The sequence below is a fragment of the Streptomyces sp. NBC_00370 genome, assembly GCF_036084755.1.
Taxonomy (GTDB): Bacteria; Actinomycetota; Actinomycetes; order Streptomycetales; family Streptomycetaceae; genus Streptomyces.
On sequence record NZ_CP107968.1, the window covers coordinates 1,966,412 to 1,979,907 of the forward strand.

The 13,496-nt window shown below is 71.9% G+C and carries 14 protein-coding genes; 7 read left to right on the plus strand and 7 right to left on the minus strand.

Annotated features, from left to right (window positions below):
• Positions 1–11: 11 nt before the first annotated feature.
• From OHS57_RS08445 to OHS57_RS08455, 3 genes are all read left to right on the plus strand, one after another.
• On the plus strand, positions 12–1,325 hold the full coding sequence (locus OHS57_RS08445) for an exo-beta-N-acetylmuramidase NamZ family protein (RefSeq protein WP_328581538.1): 1,314 nt from the start codon (positions 12–14) through the stop codon (positions 1,323–1,325).
• A 198-nt stretch (positions 1,326–1,523) separates the two neighbouring features.
• Positions 1,524–2,129: a hypothetical protein gene (locus OHS57_RS08450; protein WP_041991246.1), complete on the plus strand. Its 606-nt coding sequence runs from the start codon at positions 1,524–1,526 to the stop codon at positions 2,127–2,129.
• Positions 2,130–2,160: 31 nt separating this feature from the next.
• Positions 2,161–2,874: a 3-keto-5-aminohexanoate cleavage protein gene (locus tag OHS57_RS08455; RefSeq protein ID WP_328585022.1), complete on the plus strand. Its 714-nt coding sequence runs from the start codon at positions 2,161–2,163 to the stop codon at positions 2,872–2,874.
• Here OHS57_RS08455 and soxR read toward each other — a convergent pair.
• Positions 2,871–3,329, minus strand: a complete 459-nt coding sequence (gene soxR / locus OHS57_RS08460; protein ID WP_041991244.1) for a redox-sensitive transcriptional activator SoxR — start codon at positions 3,327–3,329, stop codon at positions 2,871–2,873. The two genes, OHS57_RS08455 and soxR, sit on opposite strands and share 4 nt — an antisense overlap.
• A gap of 110 nt (positions 3,330–3,439) precedes the next feature.
• Here soxR and OHS57_RS08465 point away from each other — a divergent pair, with 110 nt between their 5' ends.
• A complete protein-coding gene (locus tag OHS57_RS08465; protein WP_328581539.1) occupies positions 3,440–3,904 on the plus strand; it encodes a MaoC family dehydratase in 465 nt (154 codons plus the stop codon).
• Here the strand turns inward: OHS57_RS08465 and OHS57_RS08470 are convergent.
• The 3 genes from OHS57_RS08470 to OHS57_RS08480 form a co-directional block, all read right to left on the minus strand.
• On the minus strand, positions 3,895–4,557 hold the full coding sequence (locus tag OHS57_RS08470) for a TetR/AcrR family transcriptional regulator (RefSeq protein WP_328581540.1): 663 nt from the start codon (positions 4,555–4,557) through the stop codon (positions 3,895–3,897). The two genes, OHS57_RS08465 and OHS57_RS08470, sit on opposite strands and share 10 nt — an antisense overlap.
• Positions 4,558–4,627: 70 nt before the next feature.
• Positions 4,628–4,915, minus strand: coding sequence for a YiaA/YiaB family inner membrane protein (locus tag OHS57_RS08475; protein ID WP_041991239.1), 288 nt, complete (start codon positions 4,913–4,915; stop codon positions 4,628–4,630).
• Positions 4,916–5,058: 143 nt separating this feature from the next.
• On the minus strand, positions 5,059–6,210 hold the full coding sequence (locus OHS57_RS08480) for an acyl-CoA dehydrogenase family protein (RefSeq protein ID WP_328581541.1): 1,152 nt from the start codon (positions 6,208–6,210) through the stop codon (positions 5,059–5,061).
• Positions 6,211–6,281: 71 nt separating this feature from the next.
• On the opposite strand from OHS57_RS08480, the gene OHS57_RS08485 reads away from it, so the two are divergent.
• On the plus strand, positions 6,282–6,929 hold the full coding sequence (locus tag OHS57_RS08485) for a TetR/AcrR family transcriptional regulator (RefSeq protein ID WP_041991235.1): 648 nt from the start codon (positions 6,282–6,284) through the stop codon (positions 6,927–6,929).
• 56 nt (positions 6,930–6,985) lie between these two features.
• On the opposite strand, the gene OHS57_RS08490 is transcribed toward OHS57_RS08485, so the two are convergent.
• The 3 genes from OHS57_RS08490 to OHS57_RS08500 form a co-directional block, all read right to left on the minus strand.
• The gene (locus OHS57_RS08490; RefSeq protein WP_328581542.1) at positions 6,986–8,065 is read right to left on the minus strand and encodes a zinc-binding dehydrogenase; all 1,080 of its coding nucleotides are present in this window, start codon (positions 8,063–8,065) and stop codon (positions 6,986–6,988) included.
• 16 nt (positions 8,066–8,081) lie between these two features.
• Complete coding sequence (locus tag OHS57_RS08495) at positions 8,082–9,494, minus strand: aldehyde dehydrogenase family protein (RefSeq protein ID WP_328581543.1); 1,413 nt, start codon at positions 9,492–9,494, stop codon at positions 8,082–8,084.
• A gap of 267 nt (positions 9,495–9,761) precedes the next feature.
• On the minus strand, positions 9,762–11,123 hold the full coding sequence (locus OHS57_RS08500; RefSeq protein ID WP_041991229.1) for an ABC transporter ATP-binding protein: 1,362 nt from the start codon (positions 11,121–11,123) through the stop codon (positions 9,762–9,764).
• A 271-nt stretch (positions 11,124–11,394) separates the two neighbouring features.
• On the opposite strand from OHS57_RS08500, the gene hmgA reads away from it, so the two are divergent.
• Positions 11,395–12,714, plus strand: coding sequence for a homogentisate 1,2-dioxygenase (hmgA, locus tag OHS57_RS08505; protein ID WP_328581544.1), 1,320 nt, complete (start codon positions 11,395–11,397; stop codon positions 12,712–12,714).
• Between the two features lie 28 nt (positions 12,715–12,742).
• Positions 12,743–13,492, plus strand: a complete 750-nt coding sequence (locus OHS57_RS08510; protein ID WP_041991225.1) for a GntR family transcriptional regulator — start codon at positions 12,743–12,745, stop codon at positions 13,490–13,492.
• The last annotated feature ends 4 nt before the right edge of the window (positions 13,493–13,496 follow it).

Consider the following 13,496-nt stretch of genomic DNA (forward strand, 5'->3'; position numbering starts at 1 on the left):
CGTGCGTGGGCATGACAGACAGCGCGAGCAACCGAGGCAGCGGTACGAATCTTTCCCGGCGGGGCCTGCTGGCGGCGGGCGGCGCGACCGCGGCGGCGGGGGCGCTGGCGGCAGCGGCCCCGCCGGCCGCGGCGCTGGACGGCGGGCACGCGGCGGGCGGACAGCCGGCGGGCGGACGGCGGGTCCGTACCGGCTTCGACCGGCTTGCCGACAGCCGCTACCGGCAGCTGTCGGGGCAGCGGGTGGGCGTCGTCACCAACCCGACCGGCATCACCCAGGACGTGCGCCACATCGTCGACGTCATGCACGCCGACGACCGGGTCGACCTGGTGGCCGTCTTCGGCCCCGAGCACGGCTTCCGCGGCACCGCCCAGGCCGGCGGCTCCGAGGGGCGCTACGACGACCCGGCGACCGGGCTGCCGGTCTACGACACGTACCAGGTCAGCGGGCAGAAGCTGGCCGACGTCTTCACCGCGTCCGGGGTGGACACGGTCGTCTTCGACATCCAGGACGCGGGCGCCCGCTTCTACACGTACATCTGGACGCTGTACGACTGCATGGAGGCGGCCGCGCTCGCCGGGAAGCGCTTCGTCGTACTGGACCGGCCGAACCCGGTCACCGGGCGGTCCGCGACCGGGCCCGTGCTGCACGAGGAGTTCGCGAGCTTCGTCGGCCGCAAGCCGGTCTCGCAGGCGCACGGGATGACGGCGGCCGAGCTGGCGCTGCTGTTCAACGGGGAGTTCCTGGCGAAGCCGGTGGAGCTGACGACGGTCGAGGTGACCGGCTGGCGGCGCGCCGACTTCTTCGACGCGACGGGTCTCCCCTGGGTGCCGCCGAGCCCCAACATGCCGACGCCCGACACGGCGCTGGTGTACTCCGGCACCTGCCTCTTCGAGGGGACGAACGTCTCGGAGGGGCGCGGCACGACCCGGCCGTTCGAGACCCTGGGCGCCGAGACGGTCGACGGCGCGTGGGCGGCGGCCGCCACGGCCGAGGAACTGCCCGGTGTGCACTTCCGTGAGGCGTATTTCGCGCCGACGTTCTCGAAGTTCACCGGCAAGACCATCGGTGGGGTGGAGTTGCATGTCCATGACCGCGCTGCGTTCGACCCGGTGCGTACCGGCGTGGCGCTGCTGGTGACGGCGAAGCGGGTGTGGAGCGGTTTCGCCTGGCGCGCGGACCACTACATCGACACCCTGTCGGGCTCGGCGCGGCTGCGGACGATGATCGACGCGGGGGCGGGCACGGACGAGGTGGTCGGCGCCTGGCAGGACGAGCTGGCGGCGTTCCGCGCCGTGCGCCGGGGCTATCTGCTCTACCGGTGAAAATGTGGCGTTACCGTGAACGTGGATGGTGTTTTTCGAACCCTCACGCGAAGGAGTCTCCTCGCACGCATTAATTGCGGATGAGAATCACCCGAGTTGTCCGTCCTCCGGACTTGTTTTGTTTTTTGATGGATCCGAATGGGGCAGGCGTACGTCCATTCCACAACGCCGAAGTACCAGCGACGGAGGTGGCAGGCGATGGCCAAATTTCGGAGTCTCGCGAGACAGGTGCGCGACCCGCGGTGTGATCTGGCTTTGCGGCGGTACTCACTGCGCAAGTGCCTTGAAAGATTCGCCCCTTACGGGCACCGGGCGACCTGGGACCATCTGTGCGCACGGCACGGCATAGAACCGGAGGACCGGGCACCGGACCCGGCGCGGCTGGTGGCCGCGCTGGACGAACTGGAAGAGGCGCGGGCGGTCTGGCTCGCGTACGAGGTCGATTTCGCCGAGCGGCGCAAGCGTGAGAAGCACGACGGGCTGCGGCGGCCCGGGAGCTTCGACGACTGGCACCGGCTCACCTGGGGCGGCAACGGTGTGGCCCGCTGCGACAACCCCGCGGTGCACCCGGCCGAGTCGCTGGCGGAGGTGCTGCGCCGGCTGATCGCCGGGCTCGAATCAGGACCTGGCACGGTCTGCCCGGTGTGCGCGCAGCGCGGCATCGCCTGGGCACCGAACCTCTCGCACGAACCCTGGTCAGGACCCGTCTGCACGAGCTGCGGCATCGTCGTGCCGGAGCCGGTGCTCACGACGGAGGCGCTGGACCGGGCCAAACAGAACAAGACACTCGCTTCGGTGGCGTAGCGCGCGGATGACCCATCTCATGCCCCGGGCCATGATCCAGGTCTGTCTGAACGGACCACGGAGCGCGGCCGACCACGCCGCTGTGCCGATGTCGCCGGGTGCGGCGGCCGAGGCGGCGGCACGCGCGGTCGCGGCGGGCGCCGTCGACGTGCATGTCCACCCGAAGACGCCGTGCGGACAGGACACGCTCTCGGCGAGGGCGGTCGCGGAGACGGTCACGGCGGTACGGGCGGCGGTGCCGGGCGTCCTGGTCGGGGTGACGACGGGGGCCTGGGCGGAAACCGACCCGGAGCGGCGTGTGGCGCGTGTGCGCGCCTGGACGGTGCTGCCGGACCACGCGTCGGTGAACTGGCACGAACCGGGCGCCGAGGAGGTCGCCGCGGCGTTGCTGGAGCGCGGGGTCGGCGTGGAGGCGGGGATCTGGTCGGGTACGGACGGTGCGCGGCGCTTTCTCGGCTCGCCGCTGGGACCGCGGGTGCTGCGGGTGCTCGCCGAGGTCACGGACACCGGCCCGGACACGGCGCGGGACACGGCGCGCTCGCTGCTGGGCGCCCTGGGCGCGGCGCACGGCAGGCCCTTACTGCTGCACGGTGAGGACGGCGGCGCGTGGCCGGTGCTGCGGCTCGCCCTGGAGCTGGGCCTGGACACCCGGATCGGCCTTGAGGACGTCCTGCTGCTGCCGGACGGCCGCCCGGCGACCTCCAACGCGGACCTCGTGGCGGCGGCCCGTACGAAGAGGCCCTAGGCGCGGCCGGGGTAGAGCCGGGAGCCGCTCATCCGGTCGCCGAAGACATCGCCCGGGTTGGACAGCGCGCAGGTCTCCAACGACAGGCAGCCGCAGCCGATGCACTCGGTCAGCGTGTCCCGCAGCCTGCCCAACTGCTTGATGCGCTCGTCCAGTTCGGAGCGCCACGCCTCGGAGAGACGCGCCCAGTCCGCACGGGTGGGGGTGCGCTCCTCGGGCAGCTGCCCCAGCGCGTCCCTGATGGTGGCGAGCGGGATACCGAGCCGCTGGGCGGCCCGTACGAAGGCGACCCGGCGCAGCGCGTCCCGGCCGTAGCGGCGCTGGTTGCCGCTCGTCCTGCGGCTGGTGATCAGCCCTTTGGACTCGTAGAAGTGCAGGGCCGAGACGGCGGCGCCACTGCGCGCCGAGAGCTGGCCGACGGTGAGTTCATGGATCTGCTCCGGGATCTGCGGCACCCCTCGGAGCCTACTGGGCCTGCCGCGTTGACAGGACGCGGCAGCCGTCGCCATGCTGAGCAAGCGCTTAGACATCGCTTCGAGAGAGTTCGAGAGAGCAGGGGCCGGACATGGCAGAGCCGAGGGTCTTCACATCCGCCGACGAGCTGCGCGCCGGGATCGGTGAGCAGCTGGGACACAGCGACTGGGTGGAGATCGACCAGAAGCGGATCGATCTGTTCGCGGACGCGACCGGCGACCACCAGTGGATCCATGTGGACCCGGAGCGCGCGGCGCGGGGGCCCTTCGGCACGACGATCGCGCACGGCTATCTGACGCTGTCGCTGCTGCCGGTGCTCGTCCCGCAGATCGTCCAGGTCGAGAACGTGAAGATGGGCATCAACTACGGGACCAACAAGGTCCGTTTCCCCTCGCCCGTGCCCGTGGGCTCGCGGCTGCGCGCCTCCGCCGTCCTGCGGGACGTCACGCCGGCGAGCGGCGGCGCCCAGCAGGTCACGGTCGAGGTGACGGTCGAGCGCGAGGGCGGCGACAAGCCGGTCTGCGTCGCGGAGTCGGTCTCCCGCTACTACTTCTGACCTGGCCGCCGGTCCGGGTCGCCGCCCCGGGGGGCGGCGACCATCCGCAGGACGAGGTCGGCGTAGAGCGCGCCGACCTCGTCGGGCGTCCGGTGTCCGCGCGAGTTGAACCAGCGCGCCACGTCGATACACAGGGACAGCACGGCGAGTGTCGTGCCCGTCAGGTCCGGTACGTCGAACTCGCCGTCCCGCACCCCGTCGGCCAGGATGCGGCGCACCACGGCGTCGCTCTCCCGGCGCAGCTTGACGATCTCGACGCGGTGCTCGGGGGCGAGCGCGTCCAGTTCGTACTGGACGACGCGCGCCGTCGTGTGCCGCTCCGCGTGCCAGCGCACGAAGGCGCTGACAGCTTCGGCGAGCCGCTCCGACGCGCTGCCGCCGCCCGTCTCGGCCGCCGTGAGCAGCGCCAGGGCCCGGTCGTGGCCGATCCGGCTGATCCGGTGGAGCAGCTCTTCCTTGGTCTTGTAGTGGATGTAGAGCGCCGCGGGGCTCATGCCCGCGCGGCCCGCGATGTCACGGGTGGTGGTGGCGTGGTAGCCGCGCTCGGCGAACGCCTCGACGGCGGCGACCAGCAGCCGCCTGGCCGCCTCGGGGGTCACCTCGCCCCATGGCTTGTCGCCGCCGTCACCGGCCGGCTGTTCCGCCGTACGCATCGCTCGCCCCTTCCACTCGGCAGGACGAACACCATACCCCGAAGCTGAGCAAGCGCTTAGGACGCGTCGGTCAGAGCTTCTGGAACGGGTCGTGCTCGGCGAGGATCTTCTCCAGTCTCGCCTGGTCGACCCGGCTGACGATCTGGCCCTCCTGCTGGCGGTCCCTGACCACCTTGGCCAGGGTGAAGGCCGACGTGGTCAGGTACAGCACCCCGATGGCGAGGAAGCCGCGCACCCACGCGTCGGCGTCGAGGCGCAGGATGCCGATGGTGACGGCGGCGAGGGCGAGGCCGAAGGAGGCGACGGCCTGTCCGTAGAAGGCGGCGGTGTTGCTCTGCTTCACAGGTGTGTCGGTCATGGGTCCAGCATCGGGAACCGCGGCCCGCGCCACATCCGTACTGCTACTCACCCGGTACTCAACGGCCCCGCAGCCGGCGCCAGGACAGCGGCGCGGCGGCGGGGCGTCCGGGTACGGCCTCCGGTACGGCGTCCGGGCCGCGTTCAGAACGCGGAGACGCCGGTGAGCGCGCGGCCGATGATGAGTTTCTGGATCTGGCTGGTGCCCTCGTAGAGGGTCATCACCCGGGCGTCACGCAGCAGTTTGCCGACCGGGTACTCGTCGATGTACCCGTAACCGCCGTACACCTGGATCGCGTTGCCCGCCGCGCGCACCGCGGCCTCCGACGCGAACAGCTTCGCCTGCGAGGCCGCGGTGGCGAACTCGGCCCCTCTGTCGATGAGATCGGCGACGCGCCAGGTCAGCAGCCGGGCCGCGTCGACGTCCACGGCGATGTCGCTGAGCAGTTCCTGGACGAGCTGGTGGTGGGCGATGGACTTGCCGAACTGCTCGCGCTCCCCCGCGTATCCGACGGCCGCCTCCAGCGCCGCGCGCGCGATGCCGACGCAGCCGGCCGCGACCGCCATCCGCCCCTTGGCGAGCGCGGACATGGCGATCGAGAAGCCCTTGCCCTCAGGACCCAGCAGGGCGCTTGCAGGGACCCGCACGCCGTCCAGGACCAGCTCGGCCGTGGCCTGGCCGCGCAGCCCCAGCTTGCCGTGCAGGGTGCGCCGGGTCAGGCCGGGCGAGTCGGCGGGTACGAGGAAGGCGGAGATGCCCCGGTGCCCCGGGGTGTCGTTGGTCCGCGCGAAGAGCAGGACCACATCGGCCCAGGTGCCGTTGGTGATGAACATCTTGCTGCCGCTGATCACCCAGTCGTCGCCGTCCCTGACGGCCTTCGTGATCAGATTGCCCGCGTCGGAGCCGGTGCCCGGCTCGGTGAGGCCGAAGCAGCCGATGGCCTCGCCGGAGGTGATCCCCGGCAGCCAGGCGCGCTTCTGCTCCTCGCTCCCCCAGGCCAGCACGGTCTTGCCGACCAGGCCGAGGGAGACGGAGACGATGCCGCGCACGGACGAGTCGCCGCGCCCCAGCTCCTCGGTGACCAGGCAGTACGAGAGATGGTCGCCGCCCGAACCGCCGTACTCCTCCGGCACGGTGAGACCGAGGAAGCCGAGCGCGCCGAGCTTGCCCACGATCGCGCGGTCGACGCTCTCCGCCCTGTCCCACTCGGCGGCGTGCGGGGCGATCTCCCGGTCCACGAAGTCGCGCGCCAGCTCCCGTACGGCTTCCTGCTCCTCGCTGAGCTCCAGATTCACAGCGGTACCTGCTCCCCTTCACTTTAATTAGCACTGCTAGTTTACGCAGGGCAGCCCTTACTATGTGCGCCATGGCCAGACCGCGCAAGCCCCTGCTCAGCCGAGACCGCATCGTCGCCACGGCGAGCGCGCTCGTGGACGCCGAGGGCCTGGAAGCGGTCTCCACCCGCAGGCTCGCCGCCGAGCTGGGGGTGAGCGGCCCCTCGCTCTACAACCACTTCCGTACGAAGGACGAGATCCTCGAAGCCGTGGCGGACGCGGTCAGCGCCCAGGTCGACCTGTCGATGTTCGACGAGAGCGACGGACGCGACTGGCGCACCGCGCTGCACGACTGGGCGCTCTCCTACCGCGCGGCCCTCACCGACCACCCGCACATCGTGCCGGTGCTGGCGCGCGGCCCCGGACGGCGCCCGGCCGGGCTGCGGGTGGCCGACGCGGTCTTCGGCGCGATGGTCAGGGCGGGCTGGCCGCCGGCCCAGGCCACGTACATCGGCGCGCTGATGCGCTACTTCATCACCGGCTCGGCCCTCGGCTCGTTCGCCCGCGGCTTCCCGGACGACGCGACGGCGTACGACCCGGCCGACTACCCGCACCTCGGCCAGGCCCATCTGCTCGCCGACCGGCAGCGCCAGGTGGACGAGGGCGCGTTCGAGACGGGGCTGCGGGCGCTGGTCGACGGGCTCACCGCGCAGTACGAGCAGCACGCGGCGGCCCGCTGAGCGCAGCGGCCCGCTGACCACGGCGCCCCGCTGACCACGGCGGGGCCCGTACCGGCTCAGAAGACGACCAGGGCCCGGCCTCCCCGGCCCGCCAGCATGGCCTCGAAGGCGGCGGGGATGCCGTCGAGCCCGATCCGTTCGGTGACCATCATGCCCAGGTCGAAGCGGCCCACCCTGATGTGCTCGGCCAGCACCGGTAGGTCCTTCGCCGGGTCGCTGTCGCCGTAGACGCAGCCGGCGAGCGTACGGCCCCAGTGGAACAGCTCCAGGGCGTTGAACGTCACCTCCTGGTCCTTGCCGCCGATGCCGACGACCGTCGTACGGCCGCCGCGCCGGGTGGAGTCCCAGGCGGCGCGGATGGTGACGGCGCGGCCGACGCACTCGACGGCCACGTCGGCGCCGTGGCCGCCGGTGAGCTTCCTGATCTCCCTGGCGGTGGTGCCGGAGGCGACGACGTACTCCGTCGCGCCCGCCGCGCGCGCCAGCGCCTCCTTCTCCGGGGTGACGTCCACCGCGATGACGGTCGAGGCGCCCGCGATCCGCGCCGACTGCAGGACGGCGAGACCGACCCCGCCGACGCCGAAGACGACCACGCTCTCGCCGGCGCGCACGCGCGCCGAGTGGTGGACGGCGCCGAAGCCGGTGAGCACGGCGCAGCCGAGCAGCGCGGCGTCGGTGAGCGGCACACCGTCGGGCAGCGGCAGTACGCAGTTGGCCGCGACGACGGTCTCCTCGGCGAAGGCGGCGACGTTCAGCCCGGGGTGCAGTTCGGTGCCGTCGGCGGTGCGGGCGTGCACATCGGCCGCGCCCGCCAGCGCCTTAGCGCAGAGCCACACCTCGCCCAGCTCGCAGGCGTGGCAAACGCCGCAGGACGGGGCCCAGTTGAGGACGACCCGGTCGCCGGGGGCGACATGGCTGACGCCTTCGCCGACGGAGACGACCGTACCGGCGCCCTCATGGCCGAGCACGGCGGGCACCGGCACCCGCATGGTGCCGTTGGACAGGGACAGGTCGGAGTGGCAGACGCCCGCGGCGGCGAGCCGGATGCGGACCCGGCCGGGTCCCGGCTCGGGGAGTTCGATGTCGCGGATCTCCAGCGGGGCTCCGACTGCGGACAGGACGGCGGCGCGTGTCACGGATGCTTCTCCCGGCTCAGAACTGGAGGGACTTGGTCTGGAGGTACTCGGCGAGGCCGTGCGTGCCCAGCTCGCGGCCGACACCCGACTGCTTGTAACCGCCGAACGGGGCGAGCGGGTTGAACCGGCCGCCGTTGATGTCGACCTGGCCCGTCTCCATCCGCCGGGCGAAGGCCACGGCCTCCGCCTCGTCACCGGCCCAGACGGCGCCCGCGAGGCCGTAGACGGTGCCGTTGGCGATCCGCAGGGCGTCGTCCTCGTCCGCGTAGCGGAGCATCGAGATGACGGGGCCGAAGATCTCCTCCTGCGCGATGGTCATCTCCGGAGTGACGTCGGCGAAGAGGGTCGGCGCGACGTAGTAGCCGGCCGGATGGGGCGCTTCGGAGCCGCCCGCGACGAGCCTGGCGCCCGCCGCGACGCCCTGGTCGATGTAACCGCGCACCCGCTCGCGCTGCTTGGCGCTGACAACGGGACCGAGCCGGCTGGCCGGGTCGTGCGGGTCGCCCGCCGCGTACTTGGCGACCGCAGCGCGTGCCAGCTCGACCGCCTCGTCGTACTGGTCGGTGTGGACCAGCATCCGGGTCCACGCGCTGCAGGTCTGGCCGGAGTTGGACATGACGTTGGCGACGCCGACCTTGACGGCCTTGGCGAGGTCGGCGCTCGGCAGGATCACGTTGGCCGACTTGCCGCCCAGCTCCAGCGCGACCCGCTTGACCGCCGCGCCCGCCGTCGCGCCGATCTGCCTGCCGACCGCCGTGGACCCGGTGAAGGAGACCAGGTCGACGCCCTCGTGCGCGGCGAGCGCCTGTCCCGCGACCGCGCCGAGGCCGGTGACGAGGTTGAAGACCCCGGCGGGCAGCCCCGCCTCGTGGACGCACTCGGCGAACAACTGCGCCACGAGCGGGGTGTCCTCGGCGGGCTTGAGCACCACCGTGCAGCCCGCGGCGAGGGCGGGCGCGACCTTCGCCACGATCTGGTGCAGCGGGTAGTTCCAGGGGGTGATGGCGCCGACCACGCCCACCGGCTCCAGCAGCACGGTCGAGTTGCCCGCCTTCTCCTCGAAGGCGTACGTGCCGGCCAGCTCCGCGAACGAACCGGCCACGGAGATCGGCAGGTTGGCGTGGACGACCTGCGAGAGACCGATGGGGGTGCCCAGTTCGGCGGTGACGGTCTCCGCGATCTCGTCCTTGCGGGCCACCATGGCGTCGCGCAGCGCGGCGATCCGCGCGGCGCGCTCGGCGGGCGGGGTGGCGGCCCAGCCGGGGAAGGCGTCGCGCGCGGCGCGTACGGCGGCGTCCACGTCCTGCGCCGTACCGGCGGGGACCTCCGCGATGATCTGCTCGTCCGCCGGGTTGACGACGGCGATCGTCCCGGTACCGGCGGCCGGCCGCCACTCCCCCCGGATGTACATCCCGTCGTGTGCCTTCATCGCCAGTCCTTCCGAGTCCGGATGTGTCAGACCCAAACTAGCGGTGTTAGTTTTACGGCGCCAGGGTGGCGGCCGGTGCGCCCACCCGCCGGGGGTCTGTCGTGTGGATCAGGCCGGGTCAGGGAGCGGGCGCTGGTGCCGTGGATCGCAAGGCGGAGGAGGGAGGCGACGCGGAGCGTCGTCGACCGACGACAACGCCGCGAGGCGCGGTGCCAGCGCCCGCGAGCCCGGCACGATCCACACGACAGACCCCAGGCCCGGTGCGGGTCACCCGTCGAGCCCCGGCAGGTCGCGCGGCGCCGGGCAGATCCGCCGGCCGTAGTTGTCGAAGACGTACAGATGCGCCAGATCGACCAGGAGCGGCACCTGGGCGCCGGGCCGCAGCCACATGTCGGGCCCGGTCCGCACGACCAGGTCGGCGGCGGCGATGGCGGGCCGCTCCGTGTAGCTCACGGGACCCTCCTGCCGCCGCTCCGGCTCGTCGAGCACCCCCACGGAACCGCCGCTGACATGGGCGACCGCGCCCGCGGCGCGCTCCTTGAGCCGCTCCAGCACGCCCGCTCCGCCGCCGCTCTTACGGCGGCGCGGCGCCGTGCGCGGCCTCGGCGATTCGAGATCGGTGACGACGGCCGCCTTGGACCCGGTGTTGAGATGGACCAGCGCCTCGTGCCCCTGGTACTCCATGTGCTCGACCAGGCCGCTGAGCGCCACCTCGCCGGGCCGCGCCTGGCTCGGCGGCGCGATCCGCACCGCCTCGGACCGCAGCCCCACGATGACCTCCCTGCCCTGCTGGATACGGAGCAACTGGTGCTCCTGGCTGAGGGGTTCGGGCAGCGGCAGCCGCTGCTTGCCGAGGTTGATCGACATCCGGCCGTCCAGCGGCGCGTACACGACGGCCTGGAGCAGATTGATCCGCGGCGTGCCGATGAAGGCGGCAACGAACACGTTCTCCGGCAGGGCGTACACCTCGCGCGGCGGGCTGACCTGTTGCAGCACCCCGCCGCGCATCACGGCGACCCGGTCGCCGAGCGACATCGCCTCCGCCTGATCATGCGTCACATAGACCGTGGTGACGCCCAGTTCACCGGTGAGCTGGGCGATCTCGGCGCGCAGGTGGTTGCGCAGCTTCGCGTCGAGGTTGGACAGCGGCTCGTCCATCAGGAAGACCGACGGATGGCGGGAGATGGCCCTGCCCATCGCGACCCGCTGCCGCTCACCACCGGACAGCTGGCTCGGGTAGCGGTCGAGGACGCTCTCGATGCCCAGCATCCGGGCGGTCGCCTCGACCCGTTCGGTGCTGTCCAGGTGCGGGTTCTCCAGCCGCAGCGGGAAGCCGATGTTCTCGCGGTTAGTCATGCTCGGGTAGAGCGCGAAGTTCTGGAAGACCATGGCCATGCCGCGTTCGCGGGGCGGCACCAGGTTCGAGTACTCACCGTCGAGGAGGAGTTCCCCCTCGGTGATGTCCTCAAGCCCGGCGATCATGCGCAGGACGGTGGACTTGCCGCAGCCGGAAGGACCGAGGAGTACGACGAACTCCCCCGGCGTGATGTCGAGCGAGAAGCGGTCGACGGCGCGTGCCGTGCGTCCGTACACCTTGCTGACGCTGTTGAGTGAGATGGCGCGAGTCATGAGGGTTCCGCCCGTTAAGAAGAGGTAGTCCCCCATACCAAAGGGCACCACGGGACAAGGCGGAACGCCCCTGTCACGGGAATTACCACAACACGACAGCAATACGGCAAGTTCGGTGGACGCCTGACAGTCATGAGTCGTAGACGAAGCGCGACCGGTCCGGATCGGCGACGGGTCCCCGCGCGGCACCGTTGACGCCCCTCTGTCGCAATCCTACGGTGGACCATAGGATTCAGAAGACTCCGGGGGATCCCCAGCACGGGAGCGCATGATGACCGGCATCGAACAGGCCAGGAAGACCGCAGCGGAGCTCGACCACTCCGCGGGCTTCGGCAACGAACACAGCTCCGAGGCGGTGCCGGGCGCCCTGCCGCACGGCCGCAACGCGCCGCAGCGCGCGCCGCTCGGGCTGTACGCGGAACAGCTCAGCGGCAGCGCCTTCACCGAGCCGCGCGCCCACAACCGCCGCTCGTGGCTGTACCGCATCCGCCCTTCGGCGGCGCATCCGCCGTTCGTCCGGGTGCCGGGCGGCGCCCTCGCGGGCGCGCCGTTCACGGGCAGGGCGGCCGACCCGAACCGGCTGCGCTGGAACCCGCTCCCCGAACCGGCCCCCGGCACCGACTTCCTGGCCGGCCTGTGGACCCTGGGCGGCAACGGCGACGCGGCGCAGCGCACCGGCATGGCCGTGCACCTCTACCACGCCAACGCCCCCATGACCGACCGGGTGTTCAGCGACGCAGACGGCGAACTGCTGATCGTCCCCGAGCGCGGCGGCCTGCTGCTCCGTACCGAACTCGGCCTGCTCGCCGCCCGGCCGGGGCAGATCGCGCTGGTCCCGCGCGGGGTCCGCTTCCGGGTGGAGCTGCTGGACGAGAGCGCCCGCGGCTATGTGTGCGAGAACTACGGCCGTCCGTTCGCGCTCCCCGACCTCGGCCCGATCGGCGCCAACGGCCTCGCGAACGCGCGGGACTTCCTCGCCCCGGTCGCCGCCTACGAGGACGTCGAACGGCCGGTCGAGGTGATCAGCAAGTTCTGCGGGAACCTCTGGTCCGCCACCTACGACCACTCACCGCTGGACGTCGTGGCCTGGCACGGCAACCATGTGCCGTACGTCTACGACCTGCGCCGCTTCAACGTCCTCGGCTCCATCAGCTACGACCACCCGGACCCGTCGATCTTCACGGTCCTCACCTCGCCCTCGGACACCCCGGGGCTCGCGGGCGTCGACTTCGTGGTCTTCGCGCCGCGCTGGCTGGTCGGCGAGGACACCTTCCGGCCCCCGTACTTCCACCGCAACGTGATGAGCGAGTACATGGGGCTCATCGAGGGCGCCTACGACGCCAAGGCGGAGGGCTTCGTGCCGGGCGGCGGCTCGCTGCACAACATGATGTCCGCGCACGGCCCCGACCGGGAGACGTTCGAGCGGGCGAGCGCGGCCGAGCTGCGGCCGCAGAAGATCGACGACGGGCTCGCCTTCATGTTCGAGACCCGCTGGCCGGTGACGGTCACCGAGCAGGCGGCGAACGCCGGACACCTGCAACAGGGCTACGACGACGTGTGGCAGGGTCTGCAACGCCACTTCAGGCCCTGACCTCGTTACGGAGCTTACGGAGCTGCCGGTGTCCGACTTCGCCCCCGACTCGCTGGCCCTGAACCGCAAGCTGCCGCTGTGGTACCAGGTGTCGCAGTCGCTGCGCGCCTCGATCCTGGGCCGCCGCCCGCAGGACCCCCTGCGGCTGCCCACCGAGGAACGGCTGGCGGCCCACTACGGGGTCAGCGTGCTGACCATGCGGCAGGCCCTGAAGGAGCTGGAGACCGAGGGGCTGATCAGCAGGCACCGGCGGCGCGGCACCTTCATCGAGCCCGGCGCCCGGCGCGGCGCTCCGCGCCGGCTGCTCGGGTCGATCGACGCGATCGTGGCGCAGCAGTCCGGGGAGCGCACCACGGTCCTCGCCCACGGTCCGGCGCCGGTGCCCGGCGAACTCGCCGAGCACTTCCCCGGTCTCGACGAGATCATGTCGTACACCCGGCTGCGCTGCGACAGCGAGAGCGGCGAGCCGGTCAACTGGGCGCGCAACGCGGTCCGTCCCGACGTCGCGGCCGGGCTCGACATCGCCGATCTGGAGCGCTGGCCGATGACGAAGGTACTGCGCGACGCGCTCGGGGTACGGATCAGCCGGGTCACCGACACCGTCGAGGCGAGGCTCGCCGACCCGGCCACCGCCGAGCTGCTGAAGGTGCCGCTGCTCAGCCCGATCCTGCACTACACGGGGGTGACCTACGACCAGGACGGCCGGGTGGTGGATGTGGCGCGGATCCACTACCGGGGCGACCGGTTCGCCTTCTCGGTCACCGTCGAGGCGGACTGACGGA

Bases quoted from the DNA above. Each gene is read 5' to 3' on its own strand.
- hmgA (WP_328581544.1), top strand. From the start codon at position 11,395: ATGACCGGCATCGAACAGGCCAGGAAGACCGCAGCGGAGCTCGACCAC.
- OHS57_RS08495 (WP_328581543.1), bottom strand. From the start codon at position 9,494: ATGAAGGCACACGACGGGATGTACATCCGGGGGGAGTGGCGGCCGGCC.
- OHS57_RS08470 (WP_328581540.1), bottom strand. From the start codon at position 4,557: ATGCGTACGGCGGAACAGCCGGCCGGTGACGGCGGCGACAAGCCATGG.
- OHS57_RS08465 (WP_328581539.1), top strand. From the start codon at position 3,440: ATGGCAGAGCCGAGGGTCTTCACATCCGCCGACGAGCTGCGCGCCGGG.
- OHS57_RS08455 (WP_328585022.1), top strand. From the start codon at position 2,161: ATGATCCAGGTCTGTCTGAACGGACCACGGAGCGCGGCCGACCACGCC.
- OHS57_RS08445 (WP_328581538.1), top strand. From the start codon at position 12: ATGACAGACAGCGCGAGCAACCGAGGCAGCGGTACGAATCTTTCCCGG.
- OHS57_RS08475 (WP_041991239.1), bottom strand. From the start codon at position 4,915: ATGACCGACACACCTGTGAAGCAGAGCAACACCGCCGCCTTCTACGGA.
- OHS57_RS08500 (WP_041991229.1), bottom strand. From the start codon at position 11,123: ATGACTCGCGCCATCTCACTCAACAGCGTCAGCAAGGTGTACGGACGC.
- OHS57_RS08450 (WP_041991246.1), top strand. From the start codon at position 1,524: ATGGCCAAATTTCGGAGTCTCGCGAGACAGGTGCGCGACCCGCGGTGT.
- OHS57_RS08485 (WP_041991235.1), top strand. From the start codon at position 6,282: ATGGCCAGACCGCGCAAGCCCCTGCTCAGCCGAGACCGCATCGTCGCC.